Source organism: Amycolatopsis sp. NPDC045836, from assembly GCF_056431745.1.
Map to the genome: position 1 here is coordinate 39,151 of NZ_JBWKKF010000010.1, position 26,999 is coordinate 66,149.

The 26,999-nt window shown below is 71.7% G+C and carries 19 protein-coding genes; 6 read left to right on the top strand and 13 right to left on the bottom strand.

Annotated features, from left to right (window positions below):
- The first annotated feature begins 1 nt into the window (after window position 1).
- The 6 genes from AC07EG_RS20530 to AC07EG_RS20555 are packed head-to-tail and all read left to right on the top strand — an operon-like array spanning window position 2 to window position 6,770.
- On the top strand, window positions 2–1,273 hold the full coding sequence (locus tag AC07EG_RS20530) for a hypothetical protein (protein WP_478254730.1): 1,272 nt from the start codon (window positions 2–4) through the stop codon (window positions 1,271–1,273).
- Window positions 1,270–2,220, top strand: coding sequence for a glycosyltransferase family 2 protein (locus tag AC07EG_RS20535; RefSeq protein ID WP_478254731.1), 951 nt, complete (start codon window positions 1,270–1,272; stop codon window positions 2,218–2,220). Before AC07EG_RS20530 ends, AC07EG_RS20535 begins: the two co-directional genes overlap by 4 nt.
- Complete coding sequence (locus tag AC07EG_RS20540) at window positions 2,217–3,401, top strand: polysaccharide pyruvyl transferase family protein (protein WP_478254732.1); 1,185 nt, start codon at window positions 2,217–2,219, stop codon at window positions 3,399–3,401. The genes AC07EG_RS20535 and AC07EG_RS20540 overlap by 4 nt, the downstream gene beginning before the upstream one ends.
- Entirely contained in the window at window positions 3,398–3,946 is a 549-nt protein-coding gene (locus AC07EG_RS20545; protein ID WP_478254733.1) for a dTDP-4-dehydrorhamnose 3,5-epimerase family protein, read from the top strand. The genes AC07EG_RS20540 and AC07EG_RS20545 overlap by 4 nt, the downstream gene beginning before the upstream one ends.
- Window positions 3,943–5,262 carry a glutamate-1-semialdehyde 2,1-aminomutase gene (locus tag AC07EG_RS20550; protein WP_478254734.1) on the top strand — a complete coding sequence of 440 codons (1,320 nt, stop codon included), beginning with the start codon at window positions 3,943–3,945 and terminating at the stop codon, window positions 5,260–5,262. Before AC07EG_RS20545 ends, AC07EG_RS20550 begins: the two co-directional genes overlap by 4 nt.
- Entirely contained in the window at window positions 5,259–6,770 is a 1,512-nt protein-coding gene (locus tag AC07EG_RS20555; protein ID WP_478254735.1) for a right-handed parallel beta-helix repeat-containing protein, read from the top strand. Before AC07EG_RS20550 ends, AC07EG_RS20555 begins: the two co-directional genes overlap by 4 nt.
- Window positions 6,771–6,800: 30 nt before the next feature.
- Here the strand turns inward: AC07EG_RS20555 and AC07EG_RS20560 are convergent, their stop codons facing one another.
- The 13 genes from AC07EG_RS20560 to AC07EG_RS20620 form a co-directional block, all read right to left on the bottom strand.
- A complete protein-coding gene (locus tag AC07EG_RS20560) occupies window positions 6,801–7,451 on the bottom strand; it encodes a phosphatase PAP2 family protein (RefSeq protein WP_478254736.1) in 651 nt (216 codons plus the stop codon).
- The gene (locus AC07EG_RS20565) at window positions 7,448–8,647 is read right to left on the bottom strand and encodes a glycosyltransferase (RefSeq protein ID WP_478254737.1); all 1,200 of its coding nucleotides are present in this window, start codon (window positions 8,645–8,647) and stop codon (window positions 7,448–7,450) included. The genes AC07EG_RS20560 and AC07EG_RS20565 overlap by 4 nt, the downstream gene beginning before the upstream one ends.
- Entirely contained in the window at window positions 8,644–9,855 is a 1,212-nt protein-coding gene (locus AC07EG_RS20570; RefSeq protein WP_478254738.1) for an O-antigen ligase family protein, read from the bottom strand. The genes AC07EG_RS20565 and AC07EG_RS20570 overlap by 4 nt, the downstream gene beginning before the upstream one ends.
- 1 nt (window position 9,856) lies before the next feature.
- Window positions 9,857–11,365 carry a right-handed parallel beta-helix repeat-containing protein gene (locus AC07EG_RS20575; RefSeq protein WP_478254739.1) on the bottom strand — a complete coding sequence of 503 codons (1,509 nt, stop codon included), beginning with the start codon at window positions 11,363–11,365 and terminating at the stop codon, window positions 9,857–9,859.
- Window positions 11,362–13,311 carry a heparinase II/III family protein gene (locus AC07EG_RS20580; protein ID WP_478254740.1) on the bottom strand — a complete coding sequence of 650 codons (1,950 nt, stop codon included), beginning with the start codon at window positions 13,309–13,311 and terminating at the stop codon, window positions 11,362–11,364. Before AC07EG_RS20580 ends, AC07EG_RS20575 begins: the two co-directional genes overlap by 4 nt.
- On the bottom strand, window positions 13,311–15,491 hold the full coding sequence (locus AC07EG_RS20585; RefSeq protein WP_478254741.1) for a bi-domain-containing oxidoreductase: 2,181 nt from the start codon (window positions 15,489–15,491) through the stop codon (window positions 13,311–13,313). Before AC07EG_RS20585 ends, AC07EG_RS20580 begins: the two co-directional genes overlap by 1 nt.
- A 15-nt stretch (window positions 15,492–15,506) precedes the next feature.
- Window positions 15,507–17,414, bottom strand: a complete 1,908-nt coding sequence (gene asnB / locus AC07EG_RS20590; RefSeq protein WP_478254742.1) for an asparagine synthase (glutamine-hydrolyzing) — start codon at window positions 17,412–17,414, stop codon at window positions 15,507–15,509.
- 18 nt (window positions 17,415–17,432) lie between these two features.
- On the bottom strand, window positions 17,433–18,917 hold the full coding sequence (locus AC07EG_RS20595) for a Wzz/FepE/Etk N-terminal domain-containing protein (RefSeq protein WP_478254743.1): 1,485 nt from the start codon (window positions 18,915–18,917) through the stop codon (window positions 17,433–17,435).
- A gap of 5 nt (window positions 18,918–18,922) precedes the next feature.
- Complete coding sequence (locus tag AC07EG_RS20600) at window positions 18,923–20,221, bottom strand: GumC domain-containing protein (protein WP_478254744.1); 1,299 nt, start codon at window positions 20,219–20,221, stop codon at window positions 18,923–18,925.
- Window positions 20,222–20,327: 106 nt separating this feature from the next.
- Window positions 20,328–21,515, bottom strand: coding sequence for a glycosyltransferase family 4 protein (locus AC07EG_RS20605; RefSeq protein ID WP_478254745.1), 1,188 nt, complete (start codon window positions 21,513–21,515; stop codon window positions 20,328–20,330).
- A complete protein-coding gene (locus AC07EG_RS20610; RefSeq protein ID WP_478254746.1) occupies window positions 21,505–22,821 on the bottom strand; it encodes a nucleotide sugar dehydrogenase in 1,317 nt (438 codons plus the stop codon). The genes AC07EG_RS20605 and AC07EG_RS20610 overlap by 11 nt, the downstream gene beginning before the upstream one ends.
- A 256-nt stretch (window positions 22,822–23,077) precedes the next feature.
- Window positions 23,078–25,405, bottom strand: a complete 2,328-nt coding sequence (locus AC07EG_RS20615; RefSeq protein ID WP_478254747.1) for a beta-L-arabinofuranosidase domain-containing protein — start codon at window positions 25,403–25,405, stop codon at window positions 23,078–23,080.
- 78 nt (window positions 25,406–25,483) lie between these two features.
- Window positions 25,484–26,995: a non-reducing end alpha-L-arabinofuranosidase family hydrolase gene (locus AC07EG_RS20620; protein ID WP_478254956.1), complete on the bottom strand. Its 1,512-nt coding sequence runs from the start codon at window positions 26,993–26,995 to the stop codon at window positions 25,484–25,486.
- Between the last annotated feature and the right edge of the window lie 4 nt (window positions 26,996–26,999).

Consider the following 26,999-nt stretch of genomic DNA (forward strand, 5'->3'; position numbering starts at 1 on the left):
GATGAGAGCGCTGTTGCGTTCCCGGGCCGTGCGCGCGATGGTCGCCCGGCTCAGCTGGGGCCTGGCCGACCAGGCGGTTTCCAGCACCACCAACTTCGCGGTCGGGCTCTACGCCGCGCGTTCGCTGGGCACCACCGCGTTCGGGGTGTTCAGCCTCGCCTGGGTCACCTACGGCGTGTTGCTCAACCTGTCCCGCGGCCTGGCGACCGACCCGCTGGTGGTGCGGTTCTCCGGGGTCTCCACCACGGCCTGGCGCGGGGCGACCGCGCGGGCGACCGGCACGGCGCTCACCGTGGGGCTCGCGGCGGGCGCCGTCAGCGTGACGGCCGGGCTGTCGGCGGGCGGGAGCGTCGGCAAGGCGTTCGCCGCGCTCGGGTTCGTCATCCCGGTGCTGCTGCTGCAGGACGCCTGGCGGTTCGCCTTCTTCGCCGCGGGACACGGCCGGAAGGCGTTCACCAACGACGTGGTCTGGGGCCTGGCGCTGGTTCCGGCGCTGGTGCTGGCGAACCGGCTGGACACCTCCGCCGCCTTCATCCTGGCGTGGGGCCTGTCGGCCGCGGTCGCCGCGATGTACGGCTGCCTGCAGGCCGGGCTCCGGCCGGCGCCGCGCGGCACGTCCGACTGGGTCAGGTGGCACCGCGACCTCGGCGTCCGGTACCTGGTGGAGAACGTCAGCAGCAGCGGCGCGGCACAACTGCGCGTGTACGGTCTCGGCGCGATCGCCGGGCTGGCGAGCGTCGGGGCGGTGCGTGGCGCCGAACTGCTGCTCGGCCCCTTCTTCGCCCTGCTGATGGGGCTTTCCCTGGTCACCGTGGCCGAGAGCGCACGGGTGCTGCAACGGGCCCCGCGCCGCCTCCGGCACTTCTGCGGCGTGCTCGGCGCGGCGCAGTCGGCGGTGGCCCTGCTCTGGGGCATCGCCCTGCTCTTCCTCCCCGGCGACTTCGGCCGGTTCCTGCTCGGTGACGTCTGGGCACCCGCGTCGGCCCTCATCGTTCCGGTGACCATCGGGATCGCCGCGGCGGGCTTCAACACCGGGGCGGCCGCCGGTCTGCGTGCGCTCGGCGCCGCGAAGCGCAGCCTCCGCGCCCAGTTGCTCAATTCGGCCGCCTACGCCGCCTTCGGGCTCGTCGGCGCCGCCGTGGCCGGGGCACCCGGCTCCGCCTGGGGGGTCGCGCTGGCGGTCACCAGCGGCTCGGCGGTGTGGTGGCTGCACCTCCACCGCGCCCTCAAGGAACACCTGGCTTCGGAGGAGGAAGGGATGACCACCCCATGAGCACCGCGCCCCGGCTGAGCATCGGGCTCCCGGTCTACAACGGCGAGGACTTCCTCGCCGAAGCGCTGGACGCGCTCCTCGGGCAGACCTACGAGGACTTCGAACTGATCATCTCGGACAACGCCTCGGCGGACCGGACCGAGGAGATCAGCCGGGCCTACGCCCGGCGCGACCCCCGGGTGCGCTACGTGCGCCAGCCGGTCAACATCGGCTGCGCACCGAATCACAACTACCTCGTCGACGTCGCCCGCGGTGAACTGTTCAAGTGGGCCTCCGACGACGACCTCTACGCCCGCGACCTGCTCGAACGCTGCGTCGAGGCGCTGGACGAGCACCCGGAGTTCGTGCTGTCGCACTCGTGGACCGCGATGATCGACGAGCACGCCGTCGTCACCAGGGCGCTCGAGTACCCGCTCGACACGAGTTCGCCGCACGCCCCGGAACGCTTCCGCAGCACGCTGTTCGCCCCCGGCGGGGACGACGACGGCGCGGTCATCCGGACCGAGGTGCTGCGCCGGGTCGCGCCGCTGGACAGCTACCACCACGCGGACCGCACCATCATCACGGAACTGGCCCTGCACGGGCCGTTCCACCAGGTGCCCGACTGGCTGTACTTCCGCCGCGACCACCCCGGCCGGTCCGAGCACGAGCACCCGACGGTGCGCCGGCGGGCCGCCAACCTGGACCCGAAGCGGGCCAGCAGGCTGCGTCACCCGGTGGTCCGGCTGCTCGGCGAGTACGTGCTGGGTTACGTCAACGGGATCCGGCGCGCGCCGATCTCCGCCGCGGACAAGCGCGCCTGCTTCCGGTACCTGGGGCAGTGGCTGCTCTCCCGCGCGGGGAACCCGGCCATGGGGAAGATGCCGGAGCAGGCCGAGGCCGAACTGGGGCCGCGCCGGGTTTCCGTGGTCGCGGCCGTCGCCGGGCAGGAGGGGCGAGCCCCGTGACGGCCACCAGGGTCGGGTTGTTCGGGCTGCTGGGGTCCGGCAACCTCGGCAACGACGGTTCCTTCGAGGCGGTACTGGGGTACCTGCGCTCGGCGCACCCGGACGCCGTGGTCAGCGTGATGTGCGGCGGCCCGGAGCTCGTCGCGTCGCGGTACGGCGTCGAGACGACCGCGCTGAACTGGAACCAGGGCGAGTACCGGACCGCTTCGGGACCGCGGTCCATCGCGGTGAAGGCGCTGGGCAAGCTCGTCGACCTGCCCCGCACGGCGGCCTGGGTGCGACGGCAGGACGTGGTGATCGTGCCGGGCATGGGCGTGCTCGAGTCCACGCTCCCGCTGCGGCCCTGGGGTTTCCCGTACTCCCTGTTGCTGCTGTCGGCTTCGGGGCGGCTGCTGGGCACCGAGGTGGCGCTGGTCAGCGTCGGCGCGAACGTGAGCAGCCACCGGGTCACCCGCGCGGTCCTCGGCTGGGCCGCGCGGCTGGCGTCGTTCCGGTCCTACCGGGACGCCCCCTCGCGCGAGGCGGTGCGCCGGATGGGCGTGGATGTCACCCGGGACCGGGTGTACCCCGACCTCGCCTTCGCCCTGCCCACGCCGTCGGAACCGGTGGTCCCCCGCTCCGTCGGGGTCGGGGTGATGGCCTACCGCGGCGGGAACGACGACCGTTCGCGGGCCGGGGAGCTCTACGAGACCTATGTGGACACCATCACGCGGTTCGTCGCCCACCTGCTCGGCGACGGCCGCCCGGTCCGCCTGTTCATCGGCGATTCGGCGGACCGGGAGGTCGTCGGGGATATCCGGGCGCAGCTCGATTCGCCGCTGCTCTCGGCCGCCGAGACGTCGACGCTGGACGAGCTGATGGGGGCGATGTCGAGGGTGGAATACGTCGTCGCCACCCGTTACCACAACGTCGTGTGCGCGCTGAAGCTGGCGAAACCGACGCTGTCCGTCGGCTACGCCCGCAAGAACGCGGTCCTGATGGCCGGGCTGGGGCTCGGGGAGTTCTGCGCCTCGGCCGGGGACCTCGAGGTCGATGACCTCCTCCACCGGTTCACCGAGCTCGAGGGCCGGGCGGACGAGTTGCGCGAGACGCTGGCGAAACGCGGTGCGGAACAGGTCCGGCTGCTGGAGCGGCAGTTCTCCGAGCTGTCGGCCGCCTTCCTGCCGCCGGTGGCCCGATGAAGGCGATCCCGGTTCCCGCCATCGCGGGCGCGTACCTGTTCGAACCGACCCCGCACGCCGACGAGCGCGGGTTCTTCAGCCGCACGTTCGACGCCGGCGTGGCCCGGTCGGTGGGGATCGATCCCGACGGGTTCCTCCAGGACAGCCTGTCCCGGTCCCGCAAGGGGGTGCTCCGCGGGCTGCACCTGCGCGCGGGCCGCGGTGAAGCGAAGCTCGTCCGGTGTTCGTGGGGCGCGGTCTTCGACGTGGTCGTCGACCTGCGGCCGGATTCACCGACCCGCCTCGGCAAGGCGACCTTCGAGCTGTCCGGGGAAACGCAGGTCTCGGTCTACGTCCCGGCGGGGTGCGCGCACGGGTTCCAGGCGCTCACCGACATCGCCGACGTCGCCTACCGCATCGACCGCGCGCACGACCCCGCCGAGGACGTCGCGATCGCCCACGACGACCCCGAACTGGCCATTCCGTGGCCGCTGCCGGTGTCACTGCTCTCCGAGCGGGACCGCCGGGCGCCGCCGTTGTCCGAAGCACTGAAGAACGTGAGGTGACCCCCGTGCAGCTGCCCCGGTCCGAGCGCGCCAATCGGCGCCTGCACGAGCTGGTCCCCGGTGGCGCCCACACCTACGCCAAGGGCGAGGACCAGTACCCCGAGCACCTGGCCCCGGTCATCTCCCACGGCCTTGGCGCGCACGTCTGGGACGTGGACGGGCACGAGTACATCGAATACGGCTCGGGGCTGCGCTCGGTCAGCCTCGGGCACGTCCACCCGAGGGTCACCGAGGCCGTCCGCCGGGAGATCGACCGGGGCACCAACTTCGTCCGCCCGTCCATCGTCGAGGAGCGGGCGGCCGAGCGGTTCCTGGCCACCGTGACCACCGCCGAGATGGTCAAGTTCGCCAAGAACGGCTCGGACGCCACCACCGCGGCGGTCAAGCTCGCCAGGGCGGCCACCGGCAGGCCGCTGGTGGCGATCTGCCGCGACCACGCCTTCTTCTCCATCGACGACTGGTTCATCGGCACGACACCGATGCCTGCCGGGGTACCGGCGGAGACCACCGGGCTGACCGTGTCGTTCCCCTACGGCGACCTGCCCGCCGCCGAACAGGTGCTCCGGCAGCACGCCGGGCGGGTGGCGTGCCTGGTGCTGGAGCCCGCGACCCAGGCCGAACCGCCCCCCGGGTACCTGGCCGGGCTGCGGGAGCTGGCCACCCGGCACGGCTGCGTGCTGGTCTTCGACGAGATGATCACCGGCTTCCGCTGGTCCGAGGCCGGGGCGCAGGGGCGCTACGGGGTCACCCCGGACCTGTCCACCTTCGGCAAGGCACTGGGCAACGGGTTCGCCGTGTCGGCGCTGGCCGGCAAGCGGGAGCTGATGGAACTGGGCGGCCTGCGCACCGGCCGGGACCGCGTTTTCCTGCTCTCCACCACCCACGGCGCGGAAACGCACTCGCTGGCCGCCGCGGTGGCGGTGCTGGACACCTACACCGAGGAAGGCACCTGCGCGCGCCTGCACGCACTCGGCGAACGGCTCGCCGCCGGCGTCGGCGAGGCCGCCGCCTCGGCCGGGGTCGAAGAGAACGTCGTCGTGCGCGGCCGGGCGAGCAACCTGGTCTTCGCCACGCTCGACGCGGAGGGAAAACCGTCGCAGGACTACCGAACGTTGTTCCTGCGGCAGCTGGTCACCGGCGGCGTACTCGGCCCGTCCTTCGTGGTCAGCAGCGCACTGTCCGAAGCAGACATCGACCGGACGGTCGAGGTGGTCGCGCAGGCATGTCTCGTGTACCGCAAGGCGCTCGACGCGGGTGATCCGGCACCGTGGCTGGGTGGCCGTCCGGTGAAGCCGGTATTTCGGAGAAGGGTATGACGTTCGGGTTCAGGCATCGTCCGGCCGGCCGGCGCGGGCTCTCGCTCGTGCTGTCGGTGTTGCTGCTCCAGGTCACCGTGTTCGCTCCAGTCGCGCCGGCGGTGGCAGCGCCAGAAGAAGCACCCCCGGGGGTGTGCGGCACGACCGTCGGGGTCCCCACCGCACCGGCGGGCGCCGAAGTCGTCCAGCCGGGCACCGATCTCACCAGCCGCACCGCGCTGAGCCCGCCGGGCTCCACGTTCTGGCTCGCCCCCGGCACGCACACGCTGAGCTCCGACCAGTTCGGGCAGGTGATGCCGAAGGACGGCAACGTCTACCTCGGCGCGCCGGGAGCCGTGCTCGACGGGCGCGGGGTCAACCGCGCGGCCTTCACCACGCCGGCCAAGGACGTCGTGATCCGCGGGCTGACCATCCGCGGGTTCGTCGCCGAACGGGACCAGGGCGTGGTCAACCACGACTCCGGTGAGCGCTGGATCATCGAAGGCAACGTCATCGAGGAGAACGAGGGCGCCGCGCTGATGGCCGGGTCGGGCCAGCAGGTGCGGGGCAACTGCCTGCGCGACAACGGCCAGTACGGCATCAACGCCTACCGGATCGGCGGCGGGATCACCGATCTGGTCGTCGAGGGCAACGAGATCTCGGGCAACAACACCGGTGACTGGGAGGCGCTGATCCCCGGCTGCGGGTGCAGCGGCGGCGCGAAGTTCTGGGCCGTCGACGGGGCCGACATCATCGGCAACTGGGTCCACCACAACCACGGGGTCGGGCTCTGGGCCGACACCAACAACAACGACTTCCTGGTCGAGGGCAACCTGATCGAGGACAACGCGTCGGAAGGGCTGTTCTACGAGATCTCCTACAACCTGGAGGTGGTCGGGAACACCTTCAGGCGCAACGCGCTGGTCCAGGGGCGCACCCGCGCCGCGAAGGGTGACAACTTCCCGGTCGCCTCGATCTACATCAGCGAGTCCGGCGGGGAATCCCGGCTGCCCGCCCGGATCGACGGGATCGAGATCCGGGGCAACATGTTCTCCGAGAACTGGTCGGGGATCACCCTGTGGGAGAACGCGGACCGGTTCTGCAACAGCCCCGCCAACACCTCGGTGCTCTCCTGCACGGCACTGGTGTCGCCGACCTCCACCTGTTCGGCGCCCGGCATCGCCACCGAACCGCTCTACAGCGACTGCCGCTGGAAGACCCAGCGGGTTTCGGTGCACCAGAACACCTTCGAGTTCGATTCGGGCCTGGAGGGCTGCCTGAACCTGTGCGGGCGGATGGCGGTGCTGTCGAACTACGGGACCTTCCCGGCCTGGTCGCCGTACAAGGGCGCGGTGATCTCGGAGGCGATCACCTTCGCGCAGGGCAACCGGTGGTACGACAACCAGTACTACGGTCCGTGGAGCTTCGTCGCCCATGACACCTCGCGGCGGCTGACCGCGGCGCAGTGGCAGGCGGCGCCGTACTTCCAGGACTCGTGCAGCGGGTTCGGCACCTCCGGGTCCTGCTGATCCCCCGCCGGGGTGCGCCGGGCCACCGGCTCACCCCGCGCGGTCCCGGCCGGGGTGGGTGAACCGGTCCACCGCCCACCCCGCCGGCGGCACCACCGCCAGCGCCACCCCCAGGCCGCCGAGCACGTCGGTCGGGTAGTGCGCCCGCAGCGCCACCTGCGACCACCCCATCACCAGCAGCGGCACGGCGACCACCCCCGCCAGCACCCAGGCCGCGGCGGCCGGTGCCAGCCCGCGCACGTCGATCACCAGCAGCCCGGCCACCACCGCCACCGCCACCACGAACGCCGTGTGCCCGCTGGGGAAGGACAGGAACTCGCCGTGGATCAGCCGCCCGGTCAGCGGTTTGAGGCCGGTGGTCAGCGCCACCGCCGAACCGGCGGCCACCACCAGCAGCAGCAGCGTGCGCGGCCGGCCGCACCGCAGGCAGGTGAGGCCGAGCACCAGGCAGATCGCCACGGCACCCGGTGGTTCACCGGCGAAGTCGATGGCGATGGCCACGGTCCGGGTGAACCCCTCGGCCCGGTCGAGGGCCGAGTACACCGCGGCGTCCAGCCCGGTGGTGCCGGAGGTCCCGGCGTAGCGCAGGGCCAGCACGAGCACGGCCAGGAAGCCGAGTGCGCCCAGGATCGACAGCGGGGCCCGCGACGGCGGCGGGAACACGGGCGGGCTGGTGCTCACTCGGCCGGGCTCCCCTCGGCGGCGATCGCGGCCCGGTACCCGCCGACGAGCCGTTCGAGACCGGCCTCCGGGGTGAACCCCCGCTCGTAGCCCAGCCGCGCCGCCCGGCCCATCCCCCGGTTCCGCTCGACGTCGCCGACGCACTCCCGCAACCGCGCGGCGAGCGAACCGGCATCCCCGGGTTCGTGCCGCAGGCCGGTGACGCCGTCCCGGACGAGTTCGCGGAACGCGCCGTGGTCGGCGGCGACCGTGGGCACGCCCGCGGCCATCGCCTCGACGACCACCAGGCCGAACGCCTCCAGCCAGGTCGAGGGGGCCACCACGGTGTTCGCGCGCAGGATCAGCTCACGGCACTGCGCCGCGGTCCGGAGCCCGGCGTAGGACACGTCGTCGCGGCCGTGGGCCCAGCGGGCGACCTCGTCCTGCATCGGGCCGGTACCGGCGATGACCAGCGGCAGGCCGGCGCCCCCGCGCGCGGCGAGCCGGTCCCAGGCGGCCATCAGCAGGCCGGCGCCCTTCTCCGCGGTGATCCGGCCGAGGAACAGCACGTGCTCCCCGGTCCCCGTGCGCGTCCTGCCCGGGTCGGCGACGAAGTTGTGCTTGACCGTCAGCCGCGCGGCCGGCATCCCGGCCGCGACCAGCACCTCGCGCTGCGCCGCCGAGATGCAGAAGAACCGCGAGACGCCGGACCACCAGCGGCGGCGGTTGAGCACCAGGCTCGCCGCCATCGGCGCGGTCGCGGCCGCCGAGCCGCGGTAGCACCCGTGCCGCACCGCCGGTACCGGCCGCCTGCCCACGCAGTCGGTGCACACCCGCCCCCCGCGGTACAGCGTGCCGGGCGGGCAGACCTGCGCGTAGTTGTGCAGGGTCGCCACCGCCGGGACCCCGGCCCCGGCGCACGCGGCCAGCACCGACGGCGAAAGCAGCGGGAAGGTGTTGTGCACGTGCACGACGTCCGGGCGGTCGGCCGCCAGCAGCCGGGCCAGTTCCGCCCGCACCGCCCGGTTCCACGGCACCTTCAGCGGCACGGCCGCCTTGCGCGGCAGCGACATCCCCGCGATGTCGTCGCTGCGGCGTTCGAACAGGCCGACCTCGTGCCCGGCGCCGGTCAGCAGCGCGACCTCCTGGTCGACGACGTTGTTCTCCCCGCTGGGCTGCTCGGCTCGGTAGCGGTTGTGCACCACCAGGACTTTCACACGGTCTCCTTCGGGGATTCCGGCGCGCGCACCAGCAGCGACGCGGCCAGTGCCAGGTGCAGCAGGTACGGCGACGCGTCGCCGAAGCCCGCCTCGGTGTAGGAGGCGGACAGGCAGTAGGTGATCAGGAAGATCGCGCACGCGCGGGCGGGCGACGGCGGCCGCAGGATCGCGACCACCACCAGCACCAGCAGGAACGCCGCCACGATCGCGAGGCCGGCGAAGCCCTGTTCGTGGTAGACCGCGAGCCAGCTGCTGTCGATCGGGAGCCCGTCGTAGGACTTGTCCGTCAGGCCGACGCCGAACAGGTGCTCCAGCGTCGTGCGCGGCGCGTCGAGCAGTGCGTCCCAGACCTTGGCGCGGCCGGTGAGGCTGGAGAAGTTCTCCTCGCTCTGCCCGCGCAGGAACCACGCCTGCAGCAGCCCGCCGAGCACCACCGCGGCGAGCGCCCCGGTCAGGACCAGGCCGGTGAACACCCGGCGGGCCCGCGCGCTGGACACCCACTGCGACAGCAGCGCGGCCACCGTGCCCGCCACCAGCCCCAGCGTCGCCGTCCTGGTGTGGGTCAGCAGCAGGATGCCGAGCGCCGGCACGATGACCGGCAACGCGTTCCGCCGGTCCAGGCGGCCACCCAGCCACAGCAGCGTGGTCAGCCCGATGACGATCGCCGCGTACTGGCCAACCTGCGGCGGGGTCAGCGGCCACAGCGCACCGGTGAGCCGCCCGCCGTAGTCGAACGGCATCGCCTTGCCCGGGCTCACCACCAGCCCGATCACCACCGTCACCAGCACCGCGCTGTAGGTGCGGATGTGGTGGCGGACCAGCTCGGTGCCGCCGTCCCACCAGCGCGTGAGCAACCACAGCGTGGCGACGAACAAGGCGAAGCGGAAGCAGCGGAACAGCGCGCCGAAGCCGTTTTCCAGGTTCAGGCTGGCGCCGGTGCTCAGCACCAGCAGCAGGGTGAGCAGCACCAGGTACGCGCTGGGCCGGATCCGCAGCCCGCAGTTGAGCGCGAGGGCGATGACGAACGCCACGCCGAGCGCGCCCATGGTGATCAGCTGGCTGACCGACCTCGGCAGCGGCAGCACGGTCTTGGCCCCGGCCGAGCCGAGGGTGTTGACGATCAGCAGCGCCCAGGCGAGACCGGCGGCCTTCGGCAGCCCCGGCCGGGTGGCCGCCGCTTCCGGCCGGACCGCGGGGCCGAGCACGTCAGCCACCTCCCGCGCGGGTCAGTGCGCTGCCCTCGTCCTGCCGGTAGGGCGCGCCCTGCCACTGCGGGAGGTCCAGCACCCGGCTCGGTTCGACGGCGACGAAGTTCCACGGCCCGGCGTAGGTGTTGTGGTGGAACCGGTTGTGCTGGTCGAAGGTGATCGCCCGCTGCACGGCTTCACCCTGGTACGGCGACCACTCCGGGAAGGTGCCGAAGTTCGCCAGCAGCGCCGTTCTGGCGCAGCTCTCCTCGCAGCCGGCGACCGCCGGATCGAGCACGAACCGGTTGTGGTGGACCTCGACGTGCTGGGTCTTCCACCGGCAGTCGGCGTTCAGCGCCCCCGCCGCGATCCCCGGTTGCACGCAGTTCCCCGGATCGGGCACCAGCCGCGTGCACGTGCCGGAGGAGGTGTTGGCCGGGCTGTTGCAGAACCGGTCGGCGTTCTCCCACAGGGTGATCCCGTTCCAGTTGTGCTCGAAGGTGTTGCCGGTGAGCTCCAGCTTGGCGGTGCGTGCCCGCACCCTCGGCTCGCCGCCGGATTCGGAGACGTAGACCGACGCGACCGGGAAGTTGTCGCCGCGGTCGAAGTAGCCCTTGCCGTCCACCCAGTTGTTGCGCCGGATCGCGTTGCCGCGGATGACCGCGTTGTAGCTGGTCTCGTAGACCAGGGCGGCCCCGTCGTTGTCCTCGATGACGTTGCCCTCGACGAGGAAGTCGTTGTTGTTCGTGTCCGCCCACAGCCCGGCGCCGCGGTTGTGGTGCACCCAGTTGCCGCGGACGTCGGCGCCGTCCACCGACCAGAACTTGATCCCGCCGGTGCAGCCGCACTCCTCGATCCGGTGCTCCCAGTCACCGGTGTTGTTGCCGGTGATCTCGTTGCCCTCGACCACCAGCCCGGTGATCGGGCCGTCCCCCGAGTAGGCGTTCATCCCGTACTGCCCGTTGCGCCGCAGGCAGTTGCCCCGGACCCGCTGCCGGGCACCGGCCATCAGCGCCGCGCCGTCGTTGTCCTCGACCGCGTTGTGCTCGATGACCCAGCCGTCCGCCGAATCGTGGTTGACCACCCCCTCGTTGTGCGGCGCGGCGAAGCCACGCACGGCCAGGTGCTGGATCCTGACGTCGGCGGCGTCGCCGGAGAAGGCGTACTGGTTGATCCCCCGGCCGTCGAGCACGGCACCCGGAGCGCCGAGGTAACCGTTGCCCGGCTTGGGCTTGACCTGGTCGTACCGGTCGTCGCCGAGCCGGTGCGTGCCCGGCGCCAGCCAGAAGGTGGTGCCCGCCGGACTCGACCGGGTCTTGGCGCCCAGATCGCCGGGGACCGCCGGATCGATCCGCACCGCCCCCGGCGGGGGTTCCACCGGGCCCGGCGGCAGCCGGTCGCAGACTCGCGCGACCGGCGGGGCCGGCGCGGCCTGCTCCGGTGGTTCGCCGGTGCAGGCGGCCAGCGTCACCGGACCGAGCAGCACCAGCAGCACGGCTCGGGCCCGGCGGTGCGGACGGCCGGTCACGACGGCGGGTCCTGGTCACCGGAACCGAAGTCGAGCACGGTGGTCAGTGTTTTCCCGGCACCCCCGGCGGTCCCGGTGCCGACCAGTGCCCAGGCGGGCTCGCGGCGGCCGAATCCGGCCGAGTACCAGCCGAGCGGCGGGTCGGTCTCACCCCGGTGCGCGGACCACGTCAGGTGGGGCGGCAGGGCCAGTGACGCACCGCGCTCCCGGCCGCCTGCCGTCCAGGACAGCGTCGCCGCAGCCCCGGTCAGCACGAGTTCGACGGCCGGGCCGAAGTGGTAGACGAGACGGCAGGGCCGCGGTGCGCCGGCCCGGACCTGGTCGAGGATGCGGAGCTTCGAATCCGCCAGTTCCACCGAGCGCCGGTGGACGGCGGGCGCGTAGCCGTCGTGCTCGGCGCTCCACCGCGACGGCGGGTTCGCTTCGAGCACCGTCGTGGTGGCGTGCTTGGTCCAGAGGAACGGGCCACCCGGGACGGACTGGTCGACGCCGTCGAGTTCGAGGGTGTTGTGCCCCGCCGTGGCGCGGAAGTACGACCGCCACACCGGTTCGCCGTGGTAGCAGTAGGTGCCCGGATCGGCGAGGATGTCGACGCCGTCGTGCCGGACTTCGACCGAAAGCGCGTCCGCGTGCGCGTGCGCGGCGATGGACAGGAAACCGTGCGGCCCGCCGTCGCAGCGGCACCAGATCTCCTCGTTCCGCAGGATGGTCATCCCGGCGTCGGCGAACTCGTCCCGGCGCCGGCCGGGGCGCGGTTCCCGGACGCGGAGGCCGTCGGCGAGCGCGGCGAGGAGCGGGGTCCGCACGTCCGCGGCCCGGACCCCGGGCCACCAGTCCGGCCGTCCGAACAGGACGGCACCGGTGTTGAGCAGGGATGCCCAGCGGCTGGTTCCCGCCCCGTCCAGGACGAGCCCGTACCCGTCGTCCGCGTCGCCCTGCCTCGGCGGCCGCAATCCGGTGTCCACCACGGACGCCAGCGCGTCGGTCATCCGCAGCAGCACCCGCCAGGTCGACCCGGGTACCGCCACTCCGGCGGCGTGCGCTTCCAGCGCCCCGGCCAGCCCCAGTTCCAGTACCAGCCCGTGGTACTCGGTGGCGAGTTCGCGGTTGAGCCCGGAATCGAAGGTGTTGTGCGCCAGCGTCCGGTCGAGCGAGCTGAGCGCCGACGCGCGCCACCGGGCCGATTCCGGGAACCAGTCGAAGGCGCAGGCGGCGGCGAGCCGCCCGGCCGCCTCGGCGACCGCGTGGTTGTTCGCCGACGAACCCCGGCTGGTGAAGGTGGCCAGCCAGCGCTGGTGGTGCCAGAGCTGGCCGAGCGCCACCGGGTTGTCCTCGAACAGCGACGGCACCGGCGCCCAGCCGTCGAGCAGCCGCCGCACCCACACCCACGACAGCAGGCGGATGCCGAGTTCGATGCCGCTGACCCAGTGCACCCCGCGCATCGGCGGATTGGCCGCCCACCACGACCGCAGGTGGGCGGCGGCCCGTTCGGCGTAGGGCTCGGCGCCGGTCAGGGCGTACGCGGCGGCCAGCACGGTGAGGTGCTGGTGCCGGGACGGCTCCCAGATCTGCTTGATGTCGCCGACGGTCTCCTCGCTGCGGTACGGGATGTCGAAGGAGTACACGTCGGACGGTGCCCGGCGCCCGGTCTTCGGGTCGCGGGACCAGTCCGGGCCGGCGAAGTCGTGGCGCTCGACACCGAAGAACTCGGCGTGCCCGTCCATCAGCCCGTCCGCGGTGACCAGCAACTCCTTCACCGGGTCACCGGGGATCGCGCCGAGCACGCGTTCGCCGGTCACGCTGGTGAAGTGCCGGTCCGGCAGCCAGGTCGCCCGTTCCCCCGCCACCCGGCGCCACCGGCGTTCACGCACGAGGTCGCCCACGCGGCCGGCGACCTCGGCGGGCCCCATCCTCGACAGCCTCCGCAGGTACCAGGACGGGTCCATCAGCCGAGCACCGCTTCGGAGCCGATCCGCACCGGGGCACCGGTGCCGAGGCTGCGGCCGGCCGCGAGCGTGGCCAGCGTGGTCGCCACCAGCGACTCGATCGGCACCGGCATCGACACCCCGGTCTTCAGCGCGGTGAGGAAAGCCGCCAGCTCGGCCGCCTGGCCCTTGTCCCGGCCCTTGGGGAGGCGGGGACCGGCCCACTTCCCCCGGCCGAACACCGACGCCCTGGTGAAGTCGTCGAACCGGAGCACCTTGCCGTCGGCGGTGAGGTCGATCGTCTCCTTGGGGAACGCCGGGGAGCCGCTGGTGGTGTAGGTGATCGACGCGGTCGACCCGTCCGGGTACCGCAGGAGCAACTGCAGGTCCCGGTGCCCCGGTGTGGCGGTGGCGTACACCGAAACCGGGTCGGCACCGAGCAGCCAGCTCACCGTGTCGATGAAGTGCCCGCCCTCACCGGCGAAGCGCGAACCCTCGCCCTCCCGCTGGTACCAGCTGTTCGCCTCGAGCCTGCCCGCGTTGACCAGGTAGCGCACCGACGCCGGGCCGAGCCGCGGGCCGAAGTTGTGCACCGCCTCGGTCAGCAGCGGGGCGAACCGGCGGTTGAAGCCGACCTGCAACCGGTTGTTGCCGGACTCCTCGATCGCGTCGAGCACGAGTTCGAGTTCCTTCTCCGACAGCGCGAGCGGTTTCTCGACGAAGACCGCCTTGCCCGCGAGCAGCGCGCGCCGGGTCAGCTCCGCGTGCGAACTGTGCCGGGTCACGATGAACACCGCGTCGACCGAGGGGTCCGCCAGCACCGGTTCGAGCTCGGTGGAGGCGCGGGTGAACCCGAACTTGCGCTGGGCGTTCGCCCCGGAGAGCGCCGAAGTGGTCACCACGTCGGTGAGGGCGACGTCCGCCATTCCGGCCAGGTGCGGCAGCAGCATCGAGGAGGCGTAGTTGCCCGCGCCGACGAACGCCAGGTTCACCGTGCCGGACTTGGGGACCGCCCGGGCGGTCACCGGCTCCGGCGAGTGGACCGGCGTGACGGCGTGCTCCACCGCCACGCCGGTCCGCTCGCCGTAGTCGAACAGCACGGCGACGGCTTTGAGGTCGCCCTCGTTGAGCATCCGGTAGGTCTCGACGGCGTCGGCGAAGTCCGAAACGTGCGAGATCAACGGCTCCACGTCGAGCCTGCCGGTGCGCATCAGGTCGGCGACGCACTCGAGGTTGCGGCGCTCGGTCCAGCGGACCTGGCCGATCGGGTAGTCCCGGCCCTCGAGCTCGTAACCGGGGTCGTACCGGCCGGGACCGTAGGAGCGGGAGAACCGGACGTCGAGTTCCTTCTCGTAGTAGGCGTTCCACGGCAGGTTCAGCGAGCACTTGCCGATGTCGACCACCCGGCCGCGGTCGCGGCTCAGCTTCGCGGCCAGTTCCACCGGCTGGTTCGTGCTGCCGCCGGCGGCGAGGTAGACCTGGTCCACGCCGTGCCCGGCGGTCAGTTCCGCGACCGCGGTGTCCACCACACCCGACGCCGGGTCCGCGCACTTGAGCGCCCCCAGCCGCTCGGCCAGCTCGCACCGGTCCGGGTCCGGGTCCACGCCGGCGACCCGCACCCCGGCGGCCACCAGCAGCTGGACCACCAGCTGGCCGATCAGGCCGAGGCCGATGACCAGCGCGGTGTCGCCGAGCTGCGGCTCACCGCGGCGGACGCCCTGCATCGCGATCGCCCCGACCGTGCCGAAGGCGGCGTGCCGCGGCTCGACCCCGCCGGGCACCCGGGTGTAGAGGTTCTTGGGCACCCAGTTCAGCTCGGCGTGCAGAGCGTGCTCGTTCCCGGCGCAGGCCACGTAATCCCCGACGGCGACGTCGTCGATGCCCGCGCCGACCTCTTCGACCACCCCGCAGAGCGAGTACCCCAGGGGCGTGTAGGAGTCGAGCTTGTTCAGCGCCTTGCGGTAGGTGGCGGTGAGCCCGTTCGCCGCCACGCCCTGCACCACCTTCGCCACCTGGTCCGGCCGCGCCCTGGCCTTGCCGACCAGGGACAGCTTCGCCTCGGAGACCTTCATCAGCTCGGTGCCGGTGGAGATCAGCGAATACGCGGTGCGGACCAGCACACCACCCGGTTTGCCCGCCGGGACCGGAACGTCGAGGAGCGCCAGCTCCCCGCTCCTGTAGTTCTGCACTACCTGCTTCACGTCGCTCCTCAGCGCCTAGGCGGACCGGTTCGAAACGGCACCGCGATACCAGTACTCGAGGGTCAAGATGTGCCAGAGGTGCTTGGCCCGGTCCTGCTGCCCGGACGCGTCCTCGCCGGCCAGCCGCCGCAGCGCCTCGCGGCGCAGGAAACCGGACTTCACCAGTTCGCCTTCGTTGATCACCTCGCGCACCAGCGGGGCGAGGTCGCGGCTCATCCACGCCCGCAGCGGGGCGCTGAACAAGCCCTTCGGCCGGTACACCACCTCGGGCGGCAGGATCGACAGCGCCGCTTCCTTGAGCGCCACCTTCCCCTGCCGCCCGGCGATCTTGCGGGTCCCCGGCAGGCGGAACGCCGCCTTCACCACTTCGACGTCGACGAACGGCGTGCGCACCTCGGTGGAGGCGGCCATGCTGGAGCGGTCGGTGTAGGCGAGGTTGAGCCCGGGCAGGAAAAGCCGGGAATCGGCCAGGCACATGCGGTTCACGAAGTCCGGCAGCGTGTTGTCGTGGTAGGTGTCCGCGTGCTCGGTGAGCACGTCGTCGACGGCCCCGGCCAGGTCGGGGGCCAGCAGCGCGGCGAGTTCGGCCCGGTCGTACATCGTGTAGCTGCGCCGGAACGCGGTCTCCTCCGGCAGTTCGGCGAACGAGAGGAACCGCTTGGCGAACCGGACCGACCGCAGCCCGCGTTTCGAGGTCGCCACCGGGAGCCGGTCCACCACCGCCGAGATGGGCCGCCGCACCAGGCCGGGGACCCGCTGGTACCGCACGGCGAGCGTGTTCGCGAGGTGCTTGCGGTAACCGGCGAACAGCTCGTCGGCACCCATTCCCGAGAGCAGCACCTTGACCCCGGCCTCGCGGGCCGCGGTGCAGATCAGGTAGCTGTTGATCGCCGCCGGATCACCGATCGGCTCGTCGAGGTGGTGGGTCATCCGGGGCAGCAGGTCCAGCACCTGCGGGGCGATCTCGATCTCGTGCAGGTCGACCCCGAAGCGGGCGGCGACCTTCCGCGCGTAGGCCAGGTCGTCCGGCATCGCCTCGAACTTCGCGTCCTCGGCACGGAATCCGATGGTGTACGCGGAGATCCCCGGCTGCTCCCGCGAGGCGAGCGCGGTCAGGTAGCTGGAGTCGAGCCCGCCGGAGAGGAAGGTCGCGACCGGGACGTCCGCGAGCAGGTGCTTGCGCGTGGAGTCCTCGACGACGGCGCCGAGGTCGAACTCGCTGTCGTCGGCCGCGCCCTCCTCGGCGACCTGGCGCAGCGACCAGAAGGTGCCGCGCTCGACCCCGCCGTCCGGCCGGAACCGCACCCAGCTGCCCGGTGGCAGCTTCTCGACCTCGCTGAACACGCAGCGCCCGTCCGGAACCCAGTAGTAGAGCAGCGAAGCGACGAGCGCGGTGTGGTCGACGCTCAGCGAGCCGCCGAGTTCGGCGGCCAGTGCCTTCAGCTCGGAGGCGAAGACCACCCCGCCACCGCGGCGCGTCAGGAACAGCGGTTTGATGCCCAGCTGGTCGCGCACCAGCACCAGCTCACCCGAGCGCTCGTCGAACACGCCGAAGGCGAACATGCCACGCAGCCGGGGCAGGCAGCCGGGGCCCCACCGGCGCCAAGCCTCCAGCACGACCTCGGTGTCCGACGTGCCGCGGAACCGCACCCCGGCGGCCCGCAGCTCGGCACGCAGTTCCGGGGCGTTGTACAGCTCACCGTTGTAGGTCAGCGCGAGGCCGCCGCCGGTCATCGGCTGCGCACCGGTCTCCGACAGGTCGACGATGGAGAGCCTGCGGTGTCCCAGGTGGACGCTGACGGCCCCGGCCCGGTGGTCGTACCGCCCGGAACCGTCCGGTCCGCGGTGGGCGAGGGTTTTGGTCAGCCGGTCGGTCAGCGGACCGCCGTCCGGCCAGCGATAGGCACCCGCGATACCGCACATCTGCCTGTTCCCCCGTCTCTACCGGATTCCGGCGTGGTCGTGGTCTTCGGGCCGCCGATAGGGCATCGGCGGGCGGTGGGTGCCGTTGACGATCCGCGCGGCCGGCCCCGCACCGGCCCGGCCGCGCAGGGCGGTGTGCAGGCCGTCCCAGAGGGTGCCGTCGGTGCGGTCACGGGGATCCGGGTCCACCACCACGACCCCGATCACCGGGATCCGCCGGTCCGCCAGCTGCCGGGCCACGGTGTGCAGCCACTCGGTGTTCGCGTGCCCGGCGCGGACGACGAGGATCGCTTCGCGGCCGAGGAATTCGAGGTCGGTCCACGACGTGCCGGGTTCGGCCGAACCGACTCCGAGGCGGCGCTCGCCGCCGGTGACCGGCACGTCGCCGCGGTCCAGCACCCGGATGGACCCGTCCGCACGCAGGTTCGCCCCCGGCAGGTCGTCGACCAGGGAGACCGGCCCCGACCCGGCGAGTTCGCGGGCCAGGTCGAGCGCGAGCGCGGCGGTGGCCCGGCGGGCGCCGAGGTCGAGCACCGACACCGGCCCGCCGTCCTCCCGGACCACCCTGGCCAGCGTCACCGCGACCCGCCGCCGCAGCGCGGCCGCCCGCGACCACCGCCAGATCCGGGGCGGCGAAGCCAGTTGCGCGAGCACCGACGCCCCCAGGTGGGCCGAGATCTCGCGCCGCAGCACCGGGCGGTCCCGCACCACGCTGGTCACCGCGGCCAGCGCCAGGCCGCCGACCAGCCCGAGCACCAGGCCGATCCCGGCGTCGGTGGCCACGGTTCCGGGCAGCGAGTGCGGCAGGATCCTCGGGGTGTCCAGGATGCCGGTGCCCGCGGCGACCTTCGGCGTGCCGATCCCGGCTTCCTGCGCGCGGCCGTCGTAGTCGGAGATCTTCGACGTCAGCTCCGCCCGGCGCGAGTACAGCCGCTCCAGCTGGGCCGGATTGGCGTCGCCGCCCCTGGCCTCCTCGGCGACGATCTCCGATTCGATCGGCGCGAGCTCGTTCTGCGCCCGGTCGCGCTGGTCGAGCAGGGCCCGCTGCTCCGCCGCCGCGGCTGCCTGGTGCCGGGCGGCGTGCTCGGTGATGAAGGCGTCGCAGAGCGCCTGCGCGCGGGCGATCGCTTCCTCGTCGCTCTGGCCTTCGACCGTCAGCTGGAGGACGTTGTTCGTCACCCCGAGCCCCTGGTAGGTCTCGAGGAACTCCTCCGGTGACTGCGTGCTGTTCAGCCGCTTGAGCGCCTCACCGGCGATCTTCGTGGTCTCCAGCACGGCGACGTCGGTGCGCATCAGCGTTCCGCTGTCGGTCGGCGAGTCGTCGGGGTGGATGACCAGCAGCTGCGCGACCGCGGTGGGCGGCGACGGCAGGAGCACCGCGACCAGCCCGCCGGCGAGCAGGCCCAGCAGTGCGGTGGCCAGCCAGAGCCGGCGCCGCCGCCGGACCGAGACGACCAGCCGGTGCAGGTCGATCAACGGCTCCGAATCGCGCACCGTGCTCACGGTGCTCACGGTGCGCCCGCCAGTGCTTCGTCCCCGGCGGTGACCGGGCGGGTGCGGGCGGGCCGCACCGGCCGGACCAGCGCGGCACCCACCACGGCGAGCCCGGCGTCGGCACACGCCTCGGCGATCCCGACCAGCTCCCACGCCGTCCGCGAACCGGGGCACAGCACCACGAGCACCCCTTCGGCGTCGGTGTCGCGGACGACGGGCCGGGCCGGGTTCACCGCCACCGCGGTGAACCGGCCGCCCGCCAGCTCGACGATCCGCTCGGCGGCCTTCTTCCCGGCGGGGTCGTCCTCGGCGGTCAGCACGCGCAGCCGTTGCGGCAGCCGGGCGACCAGCCGCTCGAAGTGGATGTCGCTCTCGATCTCGTCGGGGAAGACGTCGACCCGGGGCACGTTCCACGGCCGGTCGTCGTCGAGCAGCCTGGCTCGCCGGGACCGGGCTCCGCCCGGGGCTGGCGGCTCTTCGGCGACCTCCACGGTGGCCAGCACCGGCACGCCGATGGCCGCGGCGATCTCCCGCTCGTCCCGCGGCCTCGGGTCGATGCGGGCGGTGAACAGGTGGCCGAACAGGCCGAGCAGGAAGCACAGCGCCGCACCACCGAGGGTCAGCTGCGGCAGCGTGGGTGCGGCGGGTGACTCCGGCAGTTCGGCCGAGCCCAGCACGACCATGTCACCGAGCCCGCTGGCGGTGTCGGCCGCGTTCAGCGCGGACATCGCCTGCTCCAGCGACGAACGCAGCCCCTGCAGTTCGGTGCGGAGCTGGAGGCTTTCCACGGTCGTCCGGCCTTCGTCGACCTTCTCGGAGAGCTCGCTGATCCGCTGGTTTGTCTGCGCCACCTGCTGGCGCAGCGTTTCGCGGCGTTCCTGCGCCAGCTGCACCGCCGCGTCCCCGGAACCGGCGATGATCTGCGTGGAGTACTCGACGAACTCCTGCGCGAGGCGGTCGGCCGTCCGACGCGCCTGCTCGGCGGTGCCGCCGGTGGCTTCGATGGTCACCACGTTGCCCTGCGCCACCGACGTGGTCACCTTGTCACGCAGATCGGCACCGGCTTCGCCGAGTGCCGCGGCGGCGCGGTCGAGCACCACCGAGCTGGTCGCCACCTCGGCCTGGGTGAGCAGTTCGTCCGCCTCCCGCGGGCCCTGCAGCAGCACGCTGGCCGTGGTCCGGTAACCGGGGGACAGCACGACCGACGAGGCGGCACCGAGCAGCGCGCCGGCCACGGCGAGGGCCACCAGGGTCCGCCACCGCCCGCGCAGCACCCGTCCGAGCACGGACAGGCGCACCGTGTCGTCAGCCAAAACCAGGATCTCCCCTCGGTGCCCGCGGTCGTCCCCGTCAACTCCGTCGGGCAGCTCGCGGCTTTGGTTACCGGATCAGCCGGTTCTTGTCCGAAACGAAAGCCGATCAACGCACCGCCGCCGCATAGGCCGCGAGCAACGCCTTCTGGGAGTTCTCCCAGGAAAGCGGCCCGGCCACGCGGGCCCGGCCCAGCTCCCCCATCCGCTCCCGGTCACCGGGGGCATCCAGCAGTTGTGCGATCAACTTCGCGAATTCGGCTTCGTCGTTGGCCCTGGCGTACAGCGCGGCTTCGCCCGCGGAGACCCGGGCCTCGCGCAGGGCGAAGGAAACGATCGGGCGGCTCATCGCCATGTATTCCATGATCTTGTTCATCGTCGACACGTCGTTGAGCGGGTTCAACGGGTCGGGCGAAAGGCACACGTCCGCCGCGGAGAGGTAGCGCAGCAGGTCCTCGTCGGGGATCCGGCCGGTGAATTCGACCTGGCCGCCGAGCCCGAGTTCCCCGCTCAACGCCACCATCGCGTCGTAGGCGTCACCGGCACCGATGAACACGGCGTGCCAATCGGTGCGGCCGAGCTCGTCGCGCAGCGAAGCCAGCGCGCGCAGGGCGTAGTCGACGCCGTCCTGCGGGCCCATGACGCCGAGGTAGGCCAGCAGGTGCGGTTTGCCCCGCTTCAGTCCGGGCTCGACGGGGACCTGGTGGAACCGTTCGACCACCGGTGCGCTGCGCACCACGAAAACGTCCTCCGGCGCCTTCCCGCCGCGTTCCACCGCGACTTCCCGGTAGCTTTCGTTGGTGGCGATGACGACGTCGGCGGCCCGGTAGGTCCAGCGCTCCAGCGCGCGGACCGCGCGGTACAGCAGGTCTTCGCCGCGGCCGAACCGGGAAAGGTACAACTCGGGGCAGAGGTCGTGCTGGTCGAAGACGAACCTGGTGCCCCGCGGCTTGAGCAGGCGGGCCACCAGGAACAGCAGGTCCGGCGGGTTGCAGGCGTGCACGACGTCGATCCGGCCGCCGCGGGCCACCCGGCGGGCGAGCCGGAAGGTGTGCCACAGCGCGGAACCGTATTCCGCGACGTATCCCGCCGGGCCGCCGGTGGCGGCCTTGAGCGGGTAGCGGAGGATGCGCACCCCGTCCACGGTGGCCTCGGCCTCGGTGTCGCGGTTCGTCCCTTGTGGACAGATGACGTGCACCTCCCAGCCGGCGTCCCGCAGCGTGGTGCACTCCTGCCAGACCCGGCGGTCGAAGGGCACGGACAGGTTCTCGACGAGGATCAGCGCTCTACCAGGCAAGGCCGACGTAACCTCCTTCAACCCGGCGTCGCACGGCGTCGGGTACGCGGACGAGATCGATGATGTGGTGGCCGCGTCCCGGCGGCAGCGCCGCGAGCACGTCCGGATCGGTGCAGCCGATCAGGCAGACCTCGGCGTGGTCGAGCACTTCCTCGACCGAACCGGCCAGCAGCTGGCCGAGGTGCGGCAGCCTGCTCTCGATGTACTCGCGGTTGGCCCCCATCAGCCGGGACAGGCTGACGTTGGCGTCGTAGATGCGGAGCTCGTAGCCCTTGCCGTGCAGGCGTTCCGCGAGTTCGACCAGCGGGCTCTCGCGCAGGTCGTCCGTACCGGGTTTGAAGGACAGGCCGAACAGCCCGATCCGGCGCTTCCCGGCCCGCACGACCAGGTCCAGCGCCCGCTGGAGGTGTTCCTCGTTGGAGGGCAGCACGTGCGAGAGGATGGGGATCGCCACGTCCGCCCGGCGCGCGGCGTAGACCAGGCCACGCAGGTCCTTGGGCAGGCAGGAGCCGCCGAAGGCGAACCCCGGCCGGAGGTAGGCCGGGCTGATGTTGAGCTTGCGGTCGGTCAGGAAGACGTCGATCACCTCGTGCGAATCGAGCCCGAGCGCGCGGCAGATGGCCCCGAGTTCGTTCGCGAAGCCGATCTTGAGCCCGTGGAAGGAATTGTCGGCGTACTTCGTCATTTCGGCGACCGGGATCGAGACGCGGAAGACCTCACCGGGCAGCCCGGTGTAGAGTTCTGCCACGACGTCGCCGCTGGCGGTGTCCAATTCACCGATGACGGTCTTCGGCGGGTCGAAGAAGTCCTTGACGCTGGTGCCTTCACGCAGGAATTCCGGGTTCACCGCCACGCCGAAATCGGCACCGGCGCTGAGCCCGGATGCTTTCTCCAGGATCGGCACCAGCAGTTCGAGGCAGGTGCCGGGGAGCATGGTGCTGCGGAAGACGACGGTGTGCCTGGTGGCCTTGGCGGCCATGGCCTCGCCGATCTGCTCGGCCACGCGCTCGAGGAAAACCGTGGACAGGCTGCCGTTGCTGGAGGACGGGGTGCCGACGCACACCAGCGAAACGTCGCTGTCCGCGATCGCCTGCCGCACGTCGGCGGTGGCCCGCAGCGCTCCGCCGCCGACCACCTCGGCGGTCAGTTCGCCGATGCGCTCCTCCACCACCGGCGCTTTGCCGCGGGAAACGAGCTCGATCTTCACCGGGTTCACGTCGACCCCGACCACCTGGTGCCCGCGACCGGCCAAGCACGCCGCCGAGACACAACCGACGTAACCGAGCCCGAAGACGCTGATCTTCATGAAGGATTCCTCCAGCCGCGTTCCGCTGCCCGTTGTTCGCCGGGCACCGGGATTTTGTTACCGGCGACTGCATTTGGCGGAACCCGTTGCCTGTATCAGGTTAATCCATTCTACCGAGAAAAGAGACAATTTAAGATCAACCGAGAAACGGCGGCGCGCGTCGGCCCGCCGAAATGGATCTTCGAGCAAGCCGGAACAGTGATCGGCCGGGGACGGTCCGCCGGACCGTCCCCGGCCGCGTTCCCGGCCTCCCGGGTCAGTGGACCTGGTTGCCCGGCAGGCGCCACCGGTTGTCGGTGGTGCCGTTGTCGGAGTCCTGGACGGCGAAGGCGCCCGCACCCGTGGAGCCGTTTTCGATGCCGAGCAGCTTGCCGCTGTGGGCGTTGCGGATCTTGACGGTGCCGTCCCCCTGGTCGAGCAGCGTCCACCGGTGATCGGCGGTGCCGTTGTCCGACCACTGCAGGACGTGCGCGTGGTCCGCGGCCGACATGTCCCGCACCCCGAGCACCTTGCCGCTGTGGGCGTTGCGGAAGCGCACCGCGTCCCCGTCGGGGATCAGTTCCCAGTTGTGGTCCGCGGTACCCGAGTCGTGCCACTGGAGCGCACGGCCACCGTCGGCCGTGGACATGTCCTGGATGCCCAGCACCAGCCCGCTGCGCACGTTGACCAGGCGGGAGGTGCCGCCTGACTGGCCGCCGGTGTTCCAGTAGACGTTGTAGTTGTGGCCGTGGGCGTCGTGGAACGGGCCGAGGTCGACCGTCGAGCCGTTCGCGGTGGCGGTGAAGGCGAGTGAGCTGCTGCTGGTCCTGGTGATCGACGCCGGGTTCAGCGCCGGCGGGGAGCTGAGCGGGGTGTTCCCGTAGTTCCCGGACAGCACCGCCGGGCCGTAGGTGACCGCGGCGAGGTTCGGGTTGTCGTTGGCCGGGCGCAGGATGACGCGCATCGGCAGGCGCAGGGTGACCGTGTCACCCGGGCTCCACGACCGGGTCAGGGTGGCGTAGCTGCCCGGGGTGGTGGTGATGTCCTGGACCGCGCCGTTGACGCTGATGGTGGCGCCGGTGGTCCAGCCGGGAATGCGCAGGCGCATCGGCCACGTTCCGCCGACGTTGCCGGTGACCTGCAGGCTCGTCGTGTCGCCGACCGGGAACGACGTGGTCTGGGTGACCGTGATCCCCCGCTGGGCCCAGTTCAGCACCGAGGGCAGGAACATGTTCACGATCAGCGTCGTGCCGGTGTGGAAGTAGATGGAGTCCATCAACGAGGTGTGCACCTCCAGGCCCGTGCCCTGGCAGCACCAGAACGAGTCGTAGTCGGTGCTCCACGTGCCGCCGCCCCACGCCGGTCCCACCCCGCGGCGCCCTCCCGGGTTGAGCGGGGTGAAGTAGGTGACGTGCCCGCGGGGACTGGCCGGGTCCTGCTGGCCGATCATCTGGTTCAGCCACGCCCGCTCGTAGTAGTCGAACAGCTGGGCGCGCGTGGGGTCGAGCGCGAACAGCTCACGGGTCAGTTTGAGCATGTTGTAGGTGTTGCAGCTCTCGCAGGTGTCCTTGGTGAGGTACCCGGCGATCGCGTGGGGCGGCCGGAAGTGCTCGGCCTGGCTGTTGCCCCCGATGACGTAGGTGTGCGCGTTGACGCAGGTGTTCCAGGCGTTGCCGGCGATGTCGCGGTAGCGGGTGGTGCCGGTGGCCTTGTACTCCCTGGCCGCGCCGATCCACTTGGGCACCTGCGTGTTGGCGTGCAGCCCGCTGAGCTTGTCCTGGTTGGCGGCCAGCGGGTCGAACACCGCGGCGTGGTCGAACCGCTGGGCGGCGGTGAGCCACCGCTGGTCGCCGGTCTGCTGGTACAGGTCGGCCAGCACGGCGTTCATGCCGCCGAACTCCGTCTGCAACATGGTCTGCATCTGCTGGCCGGTCAGCCTGCCGGTGCGCCAGTCGACCCAGCCGGCCAGCCGCAGCAGCACGTCGCGCGCCTGCGTGCTCTCCATCAGGCGCCACACGTCCAGCAGGCCGGCCAGCGTCTTGTGGATGCAGTAGTACGGCACGTTGCCGTTGGTCAGCGTCCGCGCCTCCAGTGCGCTGAACTCCGACTCGGCGAAGCCGGACAGGTACCCGCTGTTGAACCCGGCGGCCCCGTTGTTGGCCTGGCACCTGGCCAGCTCCGCCACCACGTGGGCGGCCTTGTCCCGGCAGGTGGTGTCCCCGGTCACCGCGTACACCTGCGCCCAGGCCGAGAGGAAGTGGCCCTGCACGTGGGTGCGGAAGGGGAACGTCGGCGCGTCCCAGCCGCCGTTGGCGGCCGCGCCGTTGGTGGGGAGCCGGTGGTTGGCGCGGAAGTTGTACAGCAGCCGGTCGACGTCGACGAACCGCAGGTAGTTCACCGTGCGGTTCTGGTTGTCCAGCCACCGGCTCGCGGTCAGCCGCACCTCACCGAGCTGGAAGGGGTACGCGGACACCCCGGTGTCCGGGCGAACCGGCGGGACCGCCGCGTGGGCCGTCGAGCCGCCGGGGTGGTACCCCGCGGCGGAAGCGACCGCCGCGGCCCCGGTGGCTTGCAGGAGCCGCCGCCTGCTGAACGAGGAAGACATCCCGTACCCCTTCACTGCTTCGTCCACTTCGGATGCTGGGGGCGAGGCCCGGCTCCCGCCCGGAGCCGGGCCGGTCGATCAGCGTTGCAGGGTCAGCAGGCCCGGCCGGTAGGGCAGGAGACCGTAGTCCCCACCGGAGTTGGGATTGCGCCCCTGGTAGAGCAGCTGCAGGTGGCAGGGGTCGATGGTCTTGGTCTGGTCGGGATTGGTGCGGATCAGGTCGCCGTGGCTGATGTCGTTGGTCCAGGTGGCACCGCTGTTGGCCTTGCCGGCGAAGGGATTGCTCTCGGTGGCGGCCTGCGGGGTCCACGAACCGCTGAGGCTGCTGGAGGTGAACGAGCGGAAGTAGCGCCCGTTGTTCCCGATCGCCTCGACGATCATCAGGTACTGGTTCTGGCCCTGCACCTTGTAGACCTCGACGGCTTCGAACAGGTTGTTCGTCGTGTCGCTCATGATGGTCGTGTAGGACGAGCCGAAGTTGCCGGGGAAGTTCCCGATGGGCATGCTGGCGCGGTAGATCTTGCCGTTGTCCCCGGCGAAGAACAGGTACATGTTCGTGCCGTCGGCGATCAGGGTCTGGTCGATGGGGCCGGTGCTGGAACCGGTGATGCTCCCGGTGAACAGCGTCTGCGGTGCCGACCAGCCGTTCGGGTTGGTGGGATCGCTCGACGTCCGGTAGCTGAAGGCGGGCCCGCCCCACTGGTAGGCGAGCACCCAGATGTTCTTGGGGGCGAAGTACAGCAGCGTGGGCGCGACGGTGCCGGAGTTCATCGCGTTCTGGCTGGCCGAACCCATGTCGGACCAGTTGGTGAACGGGGTGAAGTTCATCGAGCCCCAGGTCGTACCCGTGTCGTGCGTGGTGCCGTAGACCAGGTGCTTGCCGTTGTGCACGACGTGGGTGAAGTCCTTGAGCGAAACCCAGCCCTGCTTCGGGTTCGCCAGCTGCCCCGTCGACGACCACTTGTACGTCGACGGCAGGGAGCACGTGCCGGGGGTGTCGTCCAGGCGGACGAGTTGCCACTGCTGGTTGGTCCCGTTCCAGTCGTCGTACTGCACGACGGCGGCTCCGTCGGCGGTCGACGCGCCGGTCACCTCCACGGCTTTGCCGCTGTTGCGGTTGATCAGCCTGACGTGACCGCCGTCGGAGTCGGCCAGCTGGAACTGCTGGTTGGTGCCGTTGAGGTCGGTCCACTGCTGGACCTTCCCGCCGGCGGCGGTCGAGAAGTTGGCGACGTCGAGTACCTTGCCGGAGTTCTTCGACTTCAGCCGGTAGTAGCCCCCGCCGGAGTCCACGAACTGCCACTGCTGGTTGGCTCCGTCGTGGCGGGCCCACTGGTGGATCACCGCGCCGTCGGCGGTGGACACCCCGGACACGTCCAGCGCCTTGCCGCTGTTGCGGTTGACCAGCACGTACCAGGCATTCGTGTCGACCGACGCCGCCGACGCCACCCCGGTGTGGAACGCCACCGCCGCGGTGCCCGCGAGGGCGGTCGCGAGCAGGGCGGCCAGGCCGCGCCCCCAGCGGCCGCGCCAGGCTCGGCCCGCCCGGCGGGGTGACCCGGCCGGGGGAGATTGGCCCATCGAACTCATCATG

Bases quoted from the DNA above. Each gene is read 5' to 3' on its own strand.
- AC07EG_RS20535 (WP_478254731.1), top strand. From the start codon at position 1,270: ATGAGCACCGCGCCCCGGCTGAGCATCGGGCTCCCGGTCTACAACGGC.
- AC07EG_RS20615 (WP_478254747.1), bottom strand. From the start codon at position 25,405: ATGTCTTCCTCGTTCAGCAGGCGGCGGCTCCTGCAAGCCACCGGGGCC.
- AC07EG_RS20545 (WP_478254733.1), top strand. From the start codon at position 3,398: ATGAAGGCGATCCCGGTTCCCGCCATCGCGGGCGCGTACCTGTTCGAA.
- AC07EG_RS20610 (WP_478254746.1), bottom strand. From the start codon at position 22,821: ATGAAGATCAGCGTCTTCGGGCTCGGTTACGTCGGTTGTGTCTCGGCG.
- AC07EG_RS20555 (WP_478254735.1), top strand. From the start codon at position 5,259: ATGACGTTCGGGTTCAGGCATCGTCCGGCCGGCCGGCGCGGGCTCTCG.
- AC07EG_RS20530 (WP_478254730.1), top strand. From the start codon at position 2: ATGAGAGCGCTGTTGCGTTCCCGGGCCGTGCGCGCGATGGTCGCCCGG.
- asnB (WP_478254742.1), bottom strand. From the start codon at position 17,414: ATGTGCGGTATCGCGGGTGCCTATCGCTGGCCGGACGGCGGTCCGCTG.
- AC07EG_RS20580 (WP_478254740.1), bottom strand. From the start codon at position 13,311: ATGGACCCGTCCTGGTACCTGCGGAGGCTGTCGAGGATGGGGCCCGCC.
- AC07EG_RS20620 (WP_478254956.1), bottom strand. From the start codon at position 26,995: ATGAGTTCGATGGGCCAATCTCCCCCGGCCGGGTCACCCCGCCGGGCG.